Origin of the sequence: Allobrachymonas denitrificans DSM 15123 (assembly GCF_900110225.1) — a bacterium.
In the GTDB taxonomy this organism is placed as follows: domain Bacteria; phylum Pseudomonadota; class Gammaproteobacteria; order Burkholderiales; family Burkholderiaceae_C; genus Brachymonas; species Brachymonas denitrificans.
The window spans coordinates 1-15,790 of record NZ_FOCW01000003.1; the positions used below are offsets into that span (position 1 = coordinate 1).

The 15,790-nt window shown below is 62.7% G+C and carries 20 protein-coding genes and 1 riboswitch; of the genes, 9 read left to right on the forward strand and 11 right to left on the reverse strand.

The window, feature by feature from the left end:
- From BMW28_RS07700 to BMW28_RS07715, 4 genes are all read left to right on the forward strand, one after another.
- Positions 1-679: IS3 family transposase (locus BMW28_RS07700; protein WP_091816241.1), on the forward strand; the 679-nt coding region annotated here is incomplete at its 5' end.
- 133 nt (positions 680-812) lie between these two features.
- Positions 813-1,346: a hypothetical protein gene (locus BMW28_RS12765; protein WP_143280562.1), complete on the forward strand. Its 534-nt coding sequence runs from the start codon at positions 813-815 to the stop codon at positions 1,344-1,346.
- Between the two features lie 76 nt (positions 1,347-1,422).
- Entirely contained in the window at positions 1,423-1,992 is a 570-nt protein-coding gene (locus tag BMW28_RS07710; protein WP_091816248.1) for a class I SAM-dependent methyltransferase, read from the forward strand.
- Between the two features lie 9 nt (positions 1,993-2,001).
- Positions 2,002-2,334, forward strand: a complete 333-nt coding sequence (locus BMW28_RS07715) for a YnfA family protein (protein ID WP_091816252.1) — start codon at positions 2,002-2,004, stop codon at positions 2,332-2,334.
- A gap of 4 nt (positions 2,335-2,338) precedes the next feature.
- Here BMW28_RS07715 and BMW28_RS07720 read toward each other — a convergent pair whose 3' ends face one another.
- The 4 genes from BMW28_RS07720 to thiC form a co-directional block, all read right to left on the reverse strand.
- Positions 2,339-3,547, reverse strand: coding sequence for an FAD-dependent oxidoreductase (locus BMW28_RS07720; protein WP_091816596.1), 1,209 nt, complete (start codon positions 3,545-3,547; stop codon positions 2,339-2,341).
- 140 nt (positions 3,548-3,687) lie between these two features.
- The gene (locus BMW28_RS07725) at positions 3,688-4,041 is read right to left on the reverse strand and encodes a carboxymuconolactone decarboxylase family protein (protein ID WP_091816256.1); all 354 of its coding nucleotides are present in this window, start codon (positions 4,039-4,041) and stop codon (positions 3,688-3,690) included.
- Positions 4,042-4,051: 10 nt separating this feature from the next.
- Positions 4,052-4,246 (reverse strand): YgaP family membrane protein, encoded by a 195-nt coding sequence (locus BMW28_RS07730; protein ID WP_091816598.1) that lies wholly within the window; start codon positions 4,244-4,246, stop codon positions 4,052-4,054.
- An 80-nt stretch (positions 4,247-4,326) separates the two neighbouring features.
- A complete protein-coding gene (gene thiC, locus BMW28_RS07735) occupies positions 4,327-6,219 on the reverse strand; it encodes a phosphomethylpyrimidine synthase ThiC (protein ID WP_091816258.1) in 1,893 nt (630 codons plus the stop codon).
- Positions 6,220-6,296: 77 nt separating this feature from the next.
- Positions 6,297-6,406, reverse strand: a riboswitch (TPP riboswitch).
- 157 nt (positions 6,407-6,563) lie between these two features.
- Between thiC and thiS the strand changes: the two genes are divergently transcribed.
- From thiS to greB, 3 genes are all read left to right on the forward strand, one after another.
- On the forward strand, positions 6,564-6,815 hold the full coding sequence (gene thiS, locus BMW28_RS07740; RefSeq protein WP_091816261.1) for a sulfur carrier protein ThiS: 252 nt from the start codon (positions 6,564-6,566) through the stop codon (positions 6,813-6,815).
- A gap of 4 nt (positions 6,816-6,819) precedes the next feature.
- Entirely contained in the window at positions 6,820-7,605 is a 786-nt protein-coding gene (locus BMW28_RS07745; RefSeq protein WP_091816264.1) for a thiazole synthase, read from the forward strand.
- A gap of 80 nt (positions 7,606-7,685) precedes the next feature.
- Positions 7,686-8,249, forward strand: a complete 564-nt coding sequence (greB, locus tag BMW28_RS07750; RefSeq protein WP_091816266.1) for a transcription elongation factor GreB — start codon at positions 7,686-7,688, stop codon at positions 8,247-8,249.
- An 11-nt stretch (positions 8,250-8,260) separates the two neighbouring features.
- Here greB and BMW28_RS07755 read toward each other — a convergent pair whose 3' ends face one another.
- The 7 genes from BMW28_RS07755 to BMW28_RS07785 all read right to left on the reverse strand — a co-directional run bounded on the left by BMW28_RS07755 (position 8,261) and on the right by BMW28_RS07785 (position 14,194).
- Positions 8,261-8,653, reverse strand: coding sequence for a nuclear transport factor 2 family protein (locus BMW28_RS07755; protein ID WP_159430734.1), 393 nt, complete (start codon positions 8,651-8,653; stop codon positions 8,261-8,263).
- Positions 8,654-8,801: 148 nt separating this feature from the next.
- Positions 8,802-9,239, reverse strand: coding sequence for a CopD family protein (locus BMW28_RS07760; RefSeq protein WP_091816272.1), 438 nt, complete (start codon positions 9,237-9,239; stop codon positions 8,802-8,804).
- A 71-nt stretch (positions 9,240-9,310) separates the two neighbouring features.
- Positions 9,311-9,946 carry an FMN-binding negative transcriptional regulator gene (locus BMW28_RS07765; RefSeq protein WP_091816275.1) on the reverse strand — a complete coding sequence of 212 codons (636 nt, stop codon included), beginning with the start codon at positions 9,944-9,946 and terminating at the stop codon, positions 9,311-9,313.
- A 7-nt stretch (positions 9,947-9,953) separates the two neighbouring features.
- Positions 9,954-12,167: a RelA/SpoT family protein gene (locus tag BMW28_RS07770; RefSeq protein ID WP_091816278.1), complete on the reverse strand. Its 2,214-nt coding sequence runs from the start codon at positions 12,165-12,167 to the stop codon at positions 9,954-9,956.
- A gap of 188 nt (positions 12,168-12,355) precedes the next feature.
- Entirely contained in the window at positions 12,356-12,559 is a 204-nt protein-coding gene (gene rpoZ, locus BMW28_RS07775) for a DNA-directed RNA polymerase subunit omega (protein ID WP_091816280.1), read from the reverse strand.
- 18 nt (positions 12,560-12,577) lie between these two features.
- Positions 12,578-13,216: a guanylate kinase gene (gene gmk, locus BMW28_RS07780; RefSeq protein ID WP_091816282.1), complete on the reverse strand. Its 639-nt coding sequence runs from the start codon at positions 13,214-13,216 to the stop codon at positions 12,578-12,580.
- Between the two features lie 18 nt (positions 13,217-13,234).
- The gene (locus tag BMW28_RS07785) at positions 13,235-14,194 is read right to left on the reverse strand and encodes a YicC/YloC family endoribonuclease (protein WP_091816285.1); all 960 of its coding nucleotides are present in this window, start codon (positions 14,192-14,194) and stop codon (positions 13,235-13,237) included.
- A gap of 230 nt (positions 14,195-14,424) precedes the next feature.
- Between BMW28_RS07785 and rph the strand changes: the two genes are divergently transcribed.
- Entirely contained in the window at positions 14,425-15,159 is a 735-nt protein-coding gene (rph, locus tag BMW28_RS07790) for a ribonuclease PH (protein WP_091816289.1), read from the forward strand.
- 11 nt (positions 15,160-15,170) lie between these two features.
- Positions 15,171-15,782, forward strand: a complete 612-nt coding sequence (rdgB, locus tag BMW28_RS07795) for an RdgB/HAM1 family non-canonical purine NTP pyrophosphatase (protein WP_091816292.1) — start codon at positions 15,171-15,173, stop codon at positions 15,780-15,782.
- Positions 15,783-15,790 lie beyond the last annotated feature (8 nt).

The following is a 15,790-nucleotide window of genomic DNA, read 5'->3' on the forward strand; positions in this document are numbered from 1 at the left end:
GGCACCGATCAAGGTGTTGATAGAGGAGCATCCGTCCTTCGGGTATCGCACGGTAGCGCACCTGCTGGGGATGAACAAGAACACGGTGCAGCGCATCTTCCAGCTCAAGGGCTGGCAGGTGAGGAAGCGGGCCGTGGGGTTCAGGCCGCGCATCCAGGTCTTGCCGTCTGTGGCCAAGGCTCCGGATGAGCGCTGGGCGACAGATTTGTGCCGCGCCTGGACAGGCAAGGACGGATGGGCCTCTCTGGCTCTGGTGATCGACTGCTACAGTCGGGAACTGCTGGGCTGGCACTTGAGCCGCAGCGGCAAGGCCAGAACGGCAGAAAGTGCGCTGGAGCAGGCCTTGATCGCCCGCTATGGCTGTTTGGGCAAGGTCAAGCAGCCGTTCCTGCTGCGCTCGGACAATGGGCTGGTGTTCACCAGCCGCAGTTATACGGCGCTGGTCAAAAGCTATGGGCTGCAGCAGGAGTTCATCACGCCGTACAGCCCGGAACAAAACGGCATGGTCGAGCGTGTGATTCGCACGCTCAAAGACCAATGCGTGCACCGCCACCGGTTCGAGACGCTGCAACACGCCAGCCGTGTGATTGGCGACTGGATCCGCTTTTACAACTACCAGCGTCCACATCAGGCGCTGGGCATGAAGACCCCCGCTGAGGCTTATGCTTTAGCAGCTTGATCTGTGCAGAAAGGGCTGGGTCAATACACGGCAAGATGAAACCGCCCAACAGGGCGCTCAAGCGGACGGCCTCCAGCCGCCGCTTACCTTAATCCGTTAGGGGGCAGATGTGAGTTCACAGACAGTCGATGAAATGTTGGAAGGCTACTTCCTTGCAACTACCAAGGCGATTGGTACTCTGTTCAAAGAAGACTTGCTCCCTCATTCACTCGTCATCATTTACTCGACAATCGACACTTGCGGCCTTCTAGACGCTCCAGTCACGCAAACGGAAGCAACTGGAGAATCATTTCAAAATTGGGTCAAGAAGCACGTTCTCACAGATCCGGCACTCGAGTTCAATGAGGTAGATCTTTGGGGCGCTCGGTGCGCAGTGCTCCACACCTTTACATCTCAGTCGAGACTATCGAATGCAGGCAAAGCACGTCGTTTGCTGTACTACACTGGCGACAGATCAGCACAACACATTCAGAACCTGATCACTTTCGCCAAGAATCACGAGAATGGCGCTCACCTTCCTGTTCACTACGGTGATCTCGCAGAGGCCGTTTTCGCCGGCATGAAATCGTTCATTCCTGACCTTGCCGCCTTGTGCGCGACAAGCCCAGTTCATCTGGCTCGCCTTCGCAAAATCGTGCAAACCTATGCACATGAGCCTGCCCCCTAACAATTCGTTCAAGCCGACACCGCTTCACGGCCACAATGTTTCAGTAGAGGCTTGTCATCCACTCCCGCTGATCGCCATGCCCCATGCCACCTCCCAGGCTTCGCCTTGGATTCGCCGTTTTACTCCGCTGATCCCCGCCGGTGCGTCGGTGCTGGATGTGGCCTGTGGCCAGGGTCGCCACATGCGCTGGCTGGCCGAGCAGGGCCATGCGGTGCTGGGCGTGGACCGCAGCGCCGAGGCCCTGCAGACCGCCAGCCAGTGGGGTGACACCCTGCAGGCTGATCTGGAAGATGGCAGCCCCTGGCCCTTGCCGGGGCGGCAGTTTGGTGCCGTGGTGGTGACCAACTATCTGTGGCGGTCCTTGTTTCCCGCTCTGCTGGCCAGCGTGCAGCCGGGCGGGGTGCTGTTGTACGAAACCTTTGCCCACGGCAATGCCAGCGTGGGTCGTCCATCCAGTCCGGATTTCCTGTTGCAGCCCGGAGAGTTGCTGCAGGTGCTACACGAGGCCGGCCAGGAATGGCGCGTGGTGGCCTATGAGGATGGCTTTCTGTCCGACCCGGAGCGCTTTGTGCAGCGCGTGGCAGCGGTACGGGAAGAGCCGCAGCAGGAGCCGGTGCGCTACCCCTTGCAGGCCGATGTCGCCTGAGGGCTGGTCATGGAATTCCTGAAAACCCTGGGCCTGTTTGCCGCCACCGCCGTGGCAGAAATCGTTGGCTGCTATCTGCCCTGGCTCTGGCTGCGCCAGGGGCATAGCGCCTGGCTGTTGTTGCCGGCGGCCTTGAGCCTGGCGCTTTTTGCCTGGCTGCTGACGTTGCATCCGCAAGCCTCTGGCCGTGTCTATGCGGCCTACGGTGGCGTTTACATCAGTGTGGCGCTGCTCTGGCTGTGGCAGGTCGACGGCATCCGGCCGGCATGGACAGACTGGGCGGGTATCGGCCTGTGTCTGGCTGGCATGCTGGTGATCATGTTCGGGCCGCGTACGGCCTGAGTCGTCAGCGGCTGGCCGCCAGGCCGCTGGCCTGCAGCGCGTTTTCCACCAGTGAGGGCGCAATCAGCCAGCCATGGCGGAACAGACCGTTGATACGAGTCAGGCCATCGGTCACCTGGATCAGCGGCATGTTGTCCGGCAGGGCGGGGCGCAGGTTGCTTTCCATATGCACCACGCGCGCTTCGGTCAGCTCGGGCAGCACCGCATGCGCTGCTGCGAGCAGTTCCACCGTGCTGCGCAGGCTGACCGGGCTGCGATCTTCGCTCTCGATTTCGCTGGCGCCGACCACGATCATGTCGCCGGGGCGGGGCACCACGTAGACGCGATGGCGTGGATGCATCAGGCGCACCGGACGATGCAGCTCCACGCCGGGAGCATGCAGCCAGAACACCTCACCGCGCACACCGCGCATCCCTTGGTCGGGAAGCGCCGAGCCTGCGGCGAGTTGATGGACAAAAGGCGGCAGGCTGCAATTGGCAGCAGGCAGGGTAGCCGTGCTGCCGGTATTGCCATCGCGGGCGCCCAGTCCGCGTGTGTCGAATACCCAGTCGAAGCGTTCACCATCGATGGCATGCGGCAGCACCTCGCGCGCAGCGGTGTTCCAGCGGAACACGGCCCCACATTGCTCGGCGGCCGCCACCAGTCCGACCAGCGCCTCGACCGTGTGGATCTGGCCTTCCTTCTCCAGCAACCAGCCGCGCAACTGGCGCGAAACGCCGGGCTCCATTTCCTGCAGTTCCTGCGCGCCCAGCGACCGGGCCAGCGGCACGTCGCCCTGTTCCGCGGGCGCCTTGCTTTGCAGCCCCGCCAGCAGGCGCTGGGCCGAGCCCATATCGCTGCCGTGTGCCAGCAGCAGGCTGCCGCGCTGGGCAAAGTACACGTCCTGCTGGTGCACGGCGCGCAACTGTTCCACGTGCACGCGCCACAGGTCGATGCTCCACCAGCCCAGTTCGGCCAGATTCCAGTCGGCGCATTCCAGCTCGGCCAGCGGGCTCAGCATGCCGGCAGCCGTAAAACCGGCAGCACGTGGCTGCTGATAATCCGGCGTGCTGCCCGAAGCCGGGTCGATCACGGTGAGCTTGTGACCGGCGCGGGCGAGCTGCCAGGCCAGCAAACGTCCCAGTACGCCAGCACCGGCGATGCCGATATGCGCGGGTGCGTGCAGGGAAGAAAAGAGGGGAGACGGAAGCAGCGAGGCAGGAACGGATTGCATGGCGGGCATTATCTGCAACAGGGGCTGGATGGGCTTTGTCGTGGGGCAAGAAAATGCGAACGCGGCAAAGAAAAACGGCCTGGGGTGCACGCACCGCAGGCCGAGGAGACTCGCGGACCCAGGGCCGCGAGAGGAGGAGATCAGGCCTGGGCCGTGAATTCCTTGAACGCGGCGAGGGCGTTGGCGGTGTACATCAGGGACGGACCACCGCCCATGTACACGCACATGCCCAGCGTTTCTTCCACTTCCTGTTGCGTGGCGCCGAGCTTGACCAGCGCCTTCACGTGAAAGCCGATGCAGGCGTCGCAATGGGCAGCAACGGCCAGGGCCAGGGCAATCAGCTCCTTGGTCTTGGCATCGAGCACGCCATCGCGCGTGGCTGCAGCAGACATCTCGCCGAAGGCCTTCATCAGGTCGGGCTGGGCCGCACGGAAGCCGGCCAGATGGCTGGAAATGTCCTTGGTGTGGGCCTTGTAGCTGGGAATACCGCTCATCTGCGCGTCCTCACTTCTTCATCGGGCAGGTGTTCATGCCGATCAGCTTATAAGCAGGGCAGGTGCGCAGCAGGCCGGTCAGCAGGGGCAGCAGGCCGAGCCATGCCCAGTTGCTGCCGATATAGCCGAGCAGTTGGGGCGTGCCCAGGATCAGGATCAGGCCTACGGCAATGCGCAGGATGCGGTCGATACCACCAACGTTCATCTCGTTCTCCTTGAAATTCAATTTACGAACAAGTAGATTATAGGGGCGGTCACGAAACCGTGTGGACACCCCCTCCCAGATCAGGCTTTCGCCCCGGGCACCGGCACGTAGATCTCGCCGCCGCCTGCCATGAATTCTGCACTCTTTTCGGCCATGCCTTGCTCCTGCGCCTCTTTTTGGGCCGCATAGTCGCGCACTTCCTGCGTGATCTTCATCGAGCAGAACTTGGGTCCGCACATGGAGCAGAAGTGCGCCACCTTGCTGGAATCCTTGGGCAAGGTCTCATCGTGGAACGCCAGCGCCGTGTCCGGGTCCAGGCTCAGGTTGAACTGGTCCATCCAGCGGAATTCGAAGCGGGCCTTGCTGATGGCGGAATCGCGTGCGCGCGAACCGGGGTGGCCCTTGGCAATGTCTGCCGCGTGCGCCGCGATCTTGTAGGCAATGATGCCCTGTTTGACGTCGTTGCGGTCGGGCAGGCCCAGGTGCTCCTTGGGCGTCACGTAGCACAGCATGGCCGTGCCCATCCAGCCGATCATGGCGGCGCCGATGGCGCTGCTGATATGGTCGTAGCCGGGGGCAATGTCGATGGTCAGCGGGCCCAGGGTGTAGAAGGGCGCCTCGTGGCAGTGCTTGAGCTGCTCGTCCATGTTGGCCTGGATCATGTGCATGGGCACGTGGCCGGGGCCTTCGATCATGGTCTGCACGTCGTGCTTCCAGGCGATCTGGGTCAACTCGCCCAGCGTGCGCAGTTCGGCGAACTGGGCTTCGTCGTTTGCGTCGTCGTTGGAGCCGGGGCGCAGGCCGTCGCCCAGGCTGAAGCTCACGTCATACGCCTTCATGATTTCGCAGATCTCTTCGAAGTGCGTGTACAGGAAGTTTTCCTTGTGGTGGGCGATGCACCACTTGGCCAGGATGGAGCCGCCACGGCTGACGATGCCGGTACGGCGATTCGCCGTCAGGTGGATGTAGGGCAGGCGCACACCGGCGTGGATGGTGAAGTAGTCCACGCCCTGTTCGGCCTGTTCGATCAGCACGTCACGGAAAATGTCCCAGGTCAGGTCTTCGGCAATGCCGCCCACCTTTTCCAGTGCCTGGTAGATCGGAACGGTACCGATCGGCACCGGGCTGTTGCGGATGATCCAGTCGCGTGTGGTGTGGATGTTCTTGCCGGTGGACAGGTCCATCACGGTGTCGGCACCCCAGCGGATCGACCACACCAGCTTCTCGACTTCTTCCTCGATGCTGGAAGTGACGGCCGAGTTGCCGATGTTGGCGTTGATCTTGGTGAGGAAGTTGCGGCCGATGATCATCGGCTCGATTTCCGGGTGGTTGATGTTGGCGGGGATGATGGCGCGGCCGCGGGCCACCTCGTCACGCACGAATTCGGGCGTGATGATCTTGGGGATGCTGGCCCCCAGGCCATTGCCCTTCAGGCGCATTTCGCGGTTCAGGTCGGACTGGTACTCGGCCATCCACTCACGCTTGCCGTTCTCGCGCAGGGCGATGTACTCCATTTCGGGCGTGATGATGCCCTGGCGTGCATAGTGCATCTGCGTGACGTTGCCGCCGGCCTTGGCGCGGCGCGGCTGGCGCTGCAGGGCAGCGGCTTCACGGCGCAGCACCTCGATGCGTTCGGCATCGCGCTCGTCCAGCTTGCCGCCATCGTCCAGGATGTGGTGCAGACGGCCTTCGTAGGTTTCGCTGTCGCCGCGTGCCTCGATCCACTGGCTGCGCACCGTGGGCAGGCCCTTGCGCACGTCGATGGCGGCCTTGGGATCGGTGTAGGGGCCTGAGGTGTCGTACACCGTCACCTGCTCGCCATTGGTCAGCGCAATCTCGCGCATGGGCACGGCGACGCCGGCCTGCGCTCCGGGCACGTACACCTTGGTGGACGCGGGCAGGGGATCGCGCGTGAGCGTGAGCAGCTGGTTCAGGTCTGCGGGCGGAGCGGGGATGTGGTCGGGCGCGTTCATGGGCTGTCTCCAGAGAATCTCGGTAGAAAACTGCTCCGGAGGCCTTGTGCGCCAGTTCCGGCCAGAATGGGCCGGATGCGTGGACAGGCTGCTCTCCTTCCGCCGGTGTGAACCGGGTCAAGTTCGCGGGTTCGGCAAAGCCATCTCAGCCTGTGCGCATGGCGCATAAACACCCCGGAGCATATGCACGCATTGTATGCAGATTCGCAGTCAAGCGGGGGTGGGGCTGGTAATCCCTTGTTTTGCCAGCATATGGGATCAGGGAGGCCAAGTGCTTGCTCCTGCGCATGAGCGCCTTGCGCTTGCGGCGCTATGATTCTGTTTTTGCACAAGGATGGATTTCCATGACTGGACAGACCGAGGCAGTCCCGGCGCAGGGCAGCGCAGGCGGACAGTTGCAGGTATCGCTCAACGGCGAGACGCTGGCCTTGCCGGCGGGCAGCACGCTGGATGCGCTGCTGCAGGCGCGCGATCTCGACCCGATGACGCACGCTACTGCCGTCAACGGCCAGTTCGTGCCGCGTGATGCGCGTGCCGCGCATGCGCTGCAGGAGGGCGATACCGTGATGTGCTTCCAGGCGATTGTCGGAGGGTAAGGCCATGACGTGGCAGATTGCAGATGTGACGCTGGAGAGCCGTTTCTTTCTCGGTAGCGCCGGCTATCCGTCCCCCGAGGTGCTGCGCCAGGCCATTGTGGCCTCCAACGCGCAGGTGGTGACGCTGGGCCTGCGCCGGCAGCTGGGTATCGACAAGGGCGCCCAGTCCGACAACGGTTTTGTCGATGTGGTGCGCAGCACCGGCGTGCGTCTGCTACCCAACACGGCCGGTTGCCGCAGTGCGCGCGAAGCAGTCACGCTGGCCATGATGTCGCGCGAGCTGCTGGGCACGCACTGGATCAAGCTGGAAGTGATTGGCGATGAGCAGACGCTGCAGCCCGACCCCTACGAACTGGTGCAGGCAGCCGAGGAACTGGCGCGCAATGGCTTCGAAGTTTTCCCGTATTGCACCGATGATCTGGTGACCTGCCAGCGCCTGCTGGACGCCGGTTGCCGCATTCTGATGCCCTGGGGCGCTCCGATCGGCTCCGGTCAGGGGCTGCTCAATCCGTGGGCACTGCGTACCCTGCGCGCGCGCCTTCCGCATGTGCCGCTGGTGGTGGATGCAGGCCTGGGCGCGCCTTCGCATGCGGCACAGGCCATGGAGCTGGGTTTTGATGCCGTGCTGCTCAACTCGGCGGTTGCGCAGGCCCATGATCCAGTCAAGATGGCCGGGGCTTTCCGCGATGCCATCGCCGCCGGACGCGCCGGCTTCGAGGCGGGCATCATTGCGCCGCAGGACATGGCGGTGGCCAGCACGCCGGTGACGGGGCGGCCTTTCATCCTGTAAGAGGCGGGCTGGTAAGCATCACGGGTTTGATGACGGTCTCGCATGACGACATGCATGACCGTCCGATGAAGAACTGAGGCATGAGCAAGGCATTCACCAAGGAAACCGATCACGACGACGATGACGACGACGTCATGCCGTCGATGCCTACGGGCGTGAAGAACTACATCACGCCGCAGGGCTACGCCCGTCTGCGCGGCGAGCTGATGCAACTGATCGATGACGAGCGTCCGCGCATGGTCGAGACCGTGCACTGGGCCGCCAGCAACGGCGATCGCTCCGAGAATGGCGACTACCTTTATGGCAAGAAGCGCCTGCGCGAAATCGACCGCCGCATCCGCTTTCTGACCAAACGGCTGGAGAAGGCCGAGGTGGCTGATCCCAGTGTGCATCATGGTGGCGATCAGGTCTTTTTCGGTGCCACCGTCACCTACGCCAACGAGGCCGGTGATGAAAAAACCATTACCATCCTGGGCGTGGACGAAGTCGACAGCCTGCAAGGGCAGGTCAGCTGGATTGCGCCCATTAGCCGGGCGTTGTTGCGCTCGCGCGTGGGGGACACGGTGCTGTTGCAGACACCTGGCGGGGTGGAAGAGATCGAGGTGCTTGAGGTCAGTTACCCGGCACCGCAGCAGGCCGGCTGACTTCGGACAGCTCAGTCTTCATCCTCATCCGGATCACCCGGTCTGGGGGTTTCGGTGTGGACTGCCGCCAGCCAGGCGCCATTCTTCCTCACCCAGGTGGTGGTGTCGTACGACGTCATCTGATGCGGCTCGCCATGCAGGTCGAAGGTCTGCTCCACCGTGTAAGTGACGATGGCAACATCCGGCGTTGGAAGCATCACCTTTTCGTCCGAGAACTTGAAGCTGATGATCTTGGCACCGCCTTGCTCGGCCATCCGCTTGTAGCCGGCGTGGTCGAAGTGACCGATGCCGTGCATGCCCGCCACGGCGGCTTCGCTGTCCAGCATGGCAATGGCGGCATCGATGTCTTCATCGCACATGGCCTGCCAGAACTTCGCTTCCAGGGCCAGAATCTCATTGGGCATGGTTCTCTCCGTTGGTTGACGATGAGCCATGTTCCCATGGTGTACGGTCAGCTGCTGTGACCATGCGTTAACAGGAGGCAGGGAGTTTCCCGGTGACCGCTTGGCAAGCCAGCCGGGGCGATGCGGTCGCGTCATGTGGGACAGGGCTTCAGAGTCCGCCCCGGAAAGCCACCCCAACGATCACGAACAGAACCGAAACAAGGGTGACAAGCGTCACCCGCCGCGCCATGGCGGGGAGGGTTGCCGCGGTCAGCCGGGGAATGATGCGCAGCCGCGCATCCAGTGCCGTGACTGCCGTGATGGCCAGCAAGGCGAGCTTCAGCATGATCAGCTTGCTCTGCAGCGTGTCGCCGCTGAACCAGTCAGCATGGGAGGGCAGCAGCAGGGTTGCCATCCAGAGCCCGGTGGCGATCTGGATCACAAGCGCGGGCATGCCGACACGCTCATAGCCGGCTTCGAAATCCAGCAGAATCCTGGGGTCGCGCGCCTTGAGGGCACGCGGAAGCACCGTCAATGCCAGAACCAGGTGGCCGCCGGTCCAGATGGTGGCGGCGAGGATGTGGGTGAGGAGGATGTAGCTGTACATGCCTCCCATGATCGCCTGAATTTATCTAATGAGACTTATTCTTATTGACGAAACTTGGTCTGAATCAAGAACTATCCGTTTCGCCCTTGCACCAGATCGGCCATCAACCCCGCCTCGGTCGTGCCAACCATGCGCAAGCCACGCTCAACACCAGCCCGGTTGCCCTCCGGCTGGTTCTGGCTGGTTTTCCACTTGCCCTGCAGGTGTGTGATGGAGATCTCGATGCCGACAATGGCATTCAGCATCTTGCTGATGTAGTCATCGGGGGCATCGGAAACCTTCCATGGCGCAGAAAACACTGCTTCCTGGGCATTCGTAAGGGCATCCAGATGGTTCCGCAACCACTCTTGGTCATCCACGCAGCGCAGGGTTCCATACGCATGCACTGCCGTGTAGTTCCAGGTGGGAACTGCCTTGCCCGATTCCGCCTTGGTGGGATACCACGATGGGGTGATGTAGGCTTGAGGTCCCTGGAATACTGCCAGCACTTCGGTGTCGGCTTTGACGTTGCTCCATACCGGATTGACGCGCGCCACGTGACCACGCAGGATCCCATAAGAGCCTGGCTCCGGTGAAAGATGCAGGGGAATGTGGTTGGCGTTGAGACCGTCCGCAGACAGTGTCACCAGCGTGCACAGCGGATGGTTGCGCATCAGGGCGTGCAGGGTGGCGATGTCGTCCTGCTCGAAATGGCGGGGCATATACATGGGGGCTTCAGGCCGCCGATTTCACCCGCGTAGCCCGAATCGCCGCCGGCACCCGGCGGATACCCCGCAGCACGTTGGCCAGATGCAGGCGGTCCCGCACCTGAAGAATCAGTCGCACGTCCAGCACTTCCTGGTTCATGTCGTCCGACATGCTGATGTAGCCGATGTTGGCATTGGAGCGCGCAATGGCGGCCGTGATGCCGGCCACGGCACCCACGCGGTTGTGGATGGTGACGGTGACGGCAGTGGGGAAGCGGCGCGTCATGTGCTCCGCCCATTCCACTTCCATGAAGCGTTCGGCATCCTTGGCGCGCAGACGCTTCGCCACGGTGCAATCGGCCGTGTGCACAATCAGCCCTTCGCCACGGCCCAGATAGCCAATGATCTCGTCACCCGGCAGCGGATGACAGCAGGGCGAATACTTCACGGAGGATTTCTCGCTGCCGTCCAGCGCGATGATCTGGCGGTATTGCTGCGCCTCCTCGTTGAAACGCTCCATGCTCAGCAGCACGGCGTCGGGCTTTTCGCCCAGTTCGGTCATCAGCATGGCCAACTGTTTGGCGATCACCGTGGTGATGCGCTTGCCGTGGCCGATGTCCAGGTAGAGATCGTCCAGGCTCTTGCTGTTGGCAAAGCGCAGCAGCTTGTCCCAAACGGCCTTGTGTTCTTCGTCCTGCGGAGGCACATGCTCCATGCCCTCGGCGCGGTAGGCCTGCAGGAACAGGCGCTGGCCCAGCACACGTGCCTCTTCGTTGGATTGCACCTTGAGGTGGTTGCGGATGCGCGAGCGTGCCCGTGCCGTGCGTACAAAGCTCAGCCAGGCCGGCTTGGGTGTGGAATCAGGGTCGGTAATGACCTGCACAACGTCACCGCTGGACAGTTCGGTGCGCAGCGGTGCCTCACGGTTGTTGATCAGGCAGCCGACGGCGCGGTCGCCCACATCGCTGTGGATGGCATAGGCAAAATCGACCACGGTGGCGCCGCGTGGCAGCGACATGATCCGGTTCTTGGGCGTGAAGACGAACACGTCCTCGGGGAACAGGTTCAGGCGGACGTGGTCCAGGAATTCGTTGGCATCCAGTGTTTCCTTCTGGATGTCGAGCAGGCTCTTGAGCCAGTTGGCGGGCTTGCCACCCTTGCCGTCGGCTGCAGCCTGTTCGCCGTGCGTCTTGTACAGCCAGTGTGCCGCCACGCCCGACTCGGCCACTTGGTGCATGGCATCGGTGCGCATCTGGAATTCCACATGGATGCCGGCAGGACCGATCAGCGTGGTGTGCAGCGACTGGTAGCCGTTGTCCTTGGGAATGGCGATGAAATCCTTGAGGCGCTGCGGCACCGGCTTGTAGAGCGAGTGCAGGATGCCCAGTGCCAGATAGCAATCGGAATTGCTCGGCACGATGATACGGAAACCGAAGATGTCATACAGCTGGGCAAAGCTCTGCTTCTTGCTGTCCATCTTGCGGTAGATGGAGAAGATGGTTTTCTCGCGCGCCTTGATGCGGGCCTTGAGGCCGGCGGTGGCAAAGGCGTCCTCGACGTTCTTCTGCACTTCCTGCACCAGATGGCGACGACGGCTGCGTGCGTGGCCGATGGCCTTGGACAGCGTTTCGTAGCGCCAGGGGTGCAGATACTTGAAGGACAGGTCTTCCAGCTCGCGGTAGGTGCGGTTCAGGCCCAGGCGGTTGGCAATGGGAGCGTAGATTTCCAGCGTTTCGGTAGCGATGCGCCGCTGCGAGTCGGGCTTCATGTCCGACATGGTGCGCATGTTGTGCGTGCGGTCGGCCAGCTTGATCAGGATGACGCGCACGTCGGCAGCCATGGCCAGCAGCATCTTGCGGAAGGACTCGGCCTGGTTTTCCTGCCGGCTGCTGAACTGCAGCTTGTCCAGTTTGGTGAGGCCGTCCACCAGTTCCGCCACCGGGGCGCCGAACTTCTCCGTCAGTTCTTCCTTGGTGACACCGCAGTCCTCCATGGTGTCGTGCAGCAGTGCGGCCATCAGGGCAGGGGTGTCGAGTTTCCATTCAGCGCACTGCGCAGCAACCGCAATCGGGTGTGTGATGTACGGTTCGCCGCTCTTGCGCGTCTGGCCCAGGTGCGCCTGATCTGCCAGCTTGTAGGCCGCGCGCACGCTCGCGATCTCATTCTCGGCAAGGTAGTCGAGTTTGTTGAGCAGGGCGGCAAAGCTGGCGGCAGAGGCAGTTTCGGCAGGGGACGGAGTCATGCGGCAATCCGTTCGGAGAACGCGGGCGTAAGAAATGGAAACAGGAGCTCTCATATTACCCGAGATGACAGGATTAAGACAGCGCACGGGCTTGTCAAAATGGGAGCCGCGGGCATGAAAAAAGCACCCTGAAGGGGTGCTTTTCTGCATGGCGGCAAATGCCGCCCTGAATGGGTGTCTGCCTGGGATCAGGTCGGCACTTTCTTCAGCATTTCCAGACCGATCTTGCCATCGGCAATTTCGCGCAGGGCAGTCACGCCGGGCTTGTTGCGGCTTTCGACCTTGGGCAGATGGCCCTGGCTCAGCATGCGGGCGCGGTAGGTGGCGGCCAGCACCAGCTGGAAACGGTTGGGGATTTGTTCGAGGCAGTCCTCGACGGTGATGCGTGCCATGAAGCAGGTACTCCGGAATCAGATGATATGCAGGGCGGAAAACACGGTGGCCCTGGAGCGGCTTTGCGCGGCGTATTTCAGACGCTGGGCGTGCACGATGCTCTTGAGATCGAACAGTGCACGCTCGAATAACTCATTGATTATAACAAAATCGAATTTTGCTGCCTGTGCCATTTCCTGCTCGGCATTCACCAGGCGCTGCTCGATGGTCTCGGCACTGTCCTCGCCTCGGCGCTGCAGGCGCGAGCGCAGCTCTTCCCAGCTAGGCGGCAGCACGAACACGAGCACGGCGTGCGGAAAGATCTGCTTGATCTGCAGCGCACCCTGGTAGTCGATTTCCAGCAGCACGTCACCGCCTTCGGACAGGCGCTGTTCCACTGCCTGACGCGAGGTGCCGTAACGGTTGCCGTGCACCTGGGCCCACTCCAGAAAGTCCTGGTTGGCGACCATGGTGTCGAAGGTGGCGTTGTCCACGAAGAAGTATTCGCGGCCATCCACTTCCTGGCCGCGCGGTGCGCGCGTGGTGTGGGAGATGGAGGCCTTGACGCCTGCATCCACTTCCATCAGGGCCTTGACCAGGCTGGATTTGCCGGCGCCGCTTGGGGCGGCTACGACGTAGAGGTTGCCGGGGTATTCGGTGAGGGTGTTCTGCTGCATGGGATCGGAAAGGTCGGTTTATTCGATATTTTGCACCTGCTCACGCATCTGCTCGATCAGCACCTTCATGTCCACCGAGATGCGGGAGGTATCGAGCGCGGCGGATTTGGAGCCCAGCGTGTTGGCCTCGCGGTGCAGTTCCTGGATCAGGAATTCCATGCGTTTGCCCAGTTCGCCGCCTTTCGTGAGCAGGTTCTCGATGGTATCCAAGTGCGATTGCAGGCGGGTGATTTCCTCGGCCACGTCGATGCGGATGGCAAATGCGGTGGCTTCGGACAGGGCGCGCTCCTGTGCGGCTTCAGCAGACACAGGGGCTGCAGTGGACTGGGCGGAGGCCTGCTTGAAGGCATCGTTCCATTTGTCCAGAAAGCGCTGACGTTGCTGTTCCACCAGCTGGGGGATCAGCGGCTCGGCTTCCTTGGCCAGCGCGCGCAAGCCCTCCACGCGCTGCTGCAGGCTGTCGGCCAGCTGTTTGCCTTCGGTTTCGCGGGCCTGCTGGAAGCGTTCCAGCAGACTGTCCATGCACTGCAGCAGCCATTGCAGCATCTGCGCCGGCTCCAGGGCGAGGGAAGAGGGCGCCGTGCTGAAGCGCAGCACTTCCCCCACCGTCAGCGGCGTGGCCTGCGGCAGCCAGCTGCGCACCGCATCCTGGGCAGCCGCAAGGCGCTGCAGCAGCGGCACCGAGGGGGCCTGCATCTGGTCGGGCGCAGAAGACTGGTGCTCCAGCGACGCGCGCAGCTCCACCTTGCCGCGGCGCAGCTGCTTCTGCAGCAGCTCGCGCAGCGCGGCTTCGTGCGGACGCAGTTCTTCGGGCAGCTTGAAAGTCAGGTCGAGAAAGCGGCTGTTGACGGCGCGCAGTTCCAGGCTCAGGCGCCAGTCATCCGGAAGGGCAGGATCGAAACCCTGATTGGCATCGGCCTGCATCTGGCCGGGGGTGGACTGAAGGCTGGCGTAGCCGGTCATGCTGTAAACTGGCATGCATTACCTCGGGAGGGAGAAATCGGGGGCAGCACAGGCTGCGGCGTGCCGGAAGTATAGACGGTGGCTCGGCCTGTACCGTGACGATTGCTGCGTGCACACGCCAATGTCTGACGGAGTTGCATTGCCGATGTAGTCGCTGGATCTGTAGCCGGTGGTTGGCTGATGCACGGAAGAACGCGTCGAAATCACCTCCCCACTTCCCGAGCGTGTCTCAGCCAAGGAACACCATGACCACGAACAGCTACGCGCGCCCGTCTGGCCGCGCCCACGACGAACTGCGCCAGGTGCGCATTACCCGCAATTTCACCATCCATGCCGAAGGTTCGGTGCTGGTCGAGTTTGGCAACACCAAGGTGCTGTGCACCGCCAGCGTGGACGAGAAGGTGCCGCCGTTCCGTCGCGGCAGCGGCGAAGGCTGGGTGACGGCCGAGTACGGCATGCTGCCGCGCTCCACCCACACCCGCAGCGACCGTGAGGCCGCCAAGGGCAAGCAGAGCGGACGCACGCAGGAAATCCAGCGCCTGATCGGCCGCGCCCTGCGCGCCGTTTTTGACCTGGAAGCACTGGGCGAACGCACCATCGTGCTGGATTGCGATGTGCTGCAGGCCGACGGCGGCACGCGTACCGCTGCCATCACCGGCGCCTTCGTTGCCGCACAGGATGCCGTGAACGGTCTGCTGCGCGAGTTCAAGGTGTCGCGCAACCCCATTCGTGAACCGGTGGCAGCCGTGTCCGTGGGCATGGTGGAGGGTACGCCGCTGCTGGATCTGGAGTATCTGGAAGACTCCGCCTGCGATACCGACATGAACGTGGTGATGACTGGTGCCGGCAAGTTTATTGAGGTGCAGGGTACGGCCGAAGGCCAGCCCTTCAGCCGCGAGCAACTGGACACCATGCTGGAACTGGCGCAAAAAGGCATTCTCGCCCTGCAGGACAAGCAGCGCGAGGCGCTGGCAGGCTGAGGGGTTACGGCATGAAGATCGTTCTGGCCTCCAACAACAAGGGCAAGCTGGCCGAGCTGCAGGCGCTGTTCGGCGAATTGGGCGTGGAACTGGTGCCGCAGGCGGAACTGGGCGTTCCCGAAGCCCCGGAGCCCTTTCATACCTTTTTGGAAAACGCACTGACCAAGGCGCGCAACGCCAGCCAGCACAGCGGGCTGCCCGCGATTGCCGATGATGCCGGCTTGTGCGTGGATGCCTTTGGCGGCCAGCCGGGCGTGCAGACGGCGTACTACGCCACCCAGTTCGGCTACCCGAAGGGCGACGACAACAACGTCACCGCGCTGCTGGAGCAGATGCAGGGCATTACCCAGCGTCGTGCCGCGCTGGTCAGTACGCTGGTCGCCGTGCGCTCGCCGGATGACCCGGAGCCGCTGGTGGCGGTGGGACGGGCCGTTGGCCAGATCACGCGGCAGCCGATAGGCGACCACGGTTTCGGCTTTGATCCCGTGATGTTCATTCCCGAACTGAATCAAACCTTTGCGCAGATGGATCCGGACGAAAAGAACCGCCGCAGCCATCGCGGCCAGTCGGCGCGCGAAATGGTGCGCCTGCTGCGCAATACCTGGCTGGCTCCCGACGCCTGATTGGATAC

Coding starts and splice junctions, on each gene's coding strand:
- BMW28_RS12765 (WP_143280562.1), top strand. CDS start 813: ATGTTGGAAGGCTACTTCCTTGCAACTACCAAGGCGATTGGTACTCTG.
- BMW28_RS07710 (WP_091816248.1), top strand. CDS start 1,423: ATGCCCCATGCCACCTCCCAGGCTTCGCCTTGGATTCGCCGTTTTACT.
- BMW28_RS07715 (WP_091816252.1), top strand. CDS start 2,002: ATGGAATTCCTGAAAACCCTGGGCCTGTTTGCCGCCACCGCCGTGGCA.
- BMW28_RS07720 (WP_091816596.1), bottom strand. CDS start 3,547: ATGCAATCCGTTCCTGCCTCGCTGCTTCCGTCTCCCCTCTTTTCTTCC.
- BMW28_RS07725 (WP_091816256.1), bottom strand. CDS start 4,041: ATGAGCGGTATTCCCAGCTACAAGGCCCACACCAAGGACATTTCCAGC.
- BMW28_RS07730 (WP_091816598.1), bottom strand. CDS start 4,246: ATGAACGTTGGTGGTATCGACCGCATCCTGCGCATTGCCGTAGGCCTG.
- thiC (WP_091816258.1), bottom strand. CDS start 6,219: ATGAACGCGCCCGACCACATCCCCGCTCCGCCCGCAGACCTGAACCAG.
- thiS (WP_091816261.1), top strand. CDS start 6,564: ATGACTGGACAGACCGAGGCAGTCCCGGCGCAGGGCAGCGCAGGCGGA.
- BMW28_RS07745 (WP_091816264.1), top strand. CDS start 6,820: ATGACGTGGCAGATTGCAGATGTGACGCTGGAGAGCCGTTTCTTTCTC.
- greB (WP_091816266.1), top strand. CDS start 7,686: ATGAGCAAGGCATTCACCAAGGAAACCGATCACGACGACGATGACGAC.
- BMW28_RS07755 (WP_159430734.1), bottom strand. CDS start 8,653: ATGCCCAATGAGATTCTGGCCCTGGAAGCGAAGTTCTGGCAGGCCATG.
- BMW28_RS07760 (WP_091816272.1), bottom strand. CDS start 9,239: ATGTACAGCTACATCCTCCTCACCCACATCCTCGCCGCCACCATCTGG.
- BMW28_RS07765 (WP_091816275.1), bottom strand. CDS start 9,946: ATGTATATGCCCCGCCATTTCGAGCAGGACGACATCGCCACCCTGCAC.
- BMW28_RS07770 (WP_091816278.1), bottom strand. CDS start 12,167: ATGACTCCGTCCCCTGCCGAAACTGCCTCTGCCGCCAGCTTTGCCGCC.
- rpoZ (WP_091816280.1), bottom strand. CDS start 12,559: ATGGCACGCATCACCGTCGAGGACTGCCTCGAACAAATCCCCAACCGT.
- gmk (WP_091816282.1), bottom strand. CDS start 13,216: ATGCAGCAGAACACCCTCACCGAATACCCCGGCAACCTCTACGTCGTA.
- BMW28_RS07785 (WP_091816285.1), bottom strand. CDS start 14,194: ATGCCAGTTTACAGCATGACCGGCTACGCCAGCCTTCAGTCCACCCCC.
- rph (WP_091816289.1), top strand. CDS start 14,425: ATGACCACGAACAGCTACGCGCGCCCGTCTGGCCGCGCCCACGACGAA.
- rdgB (WP_091816292.1), top strand. CDS start 15,171: ATGAAGATCGTTCTGGCCTCCAACAACAAGGGCAAGCTGGCCGAGCTG.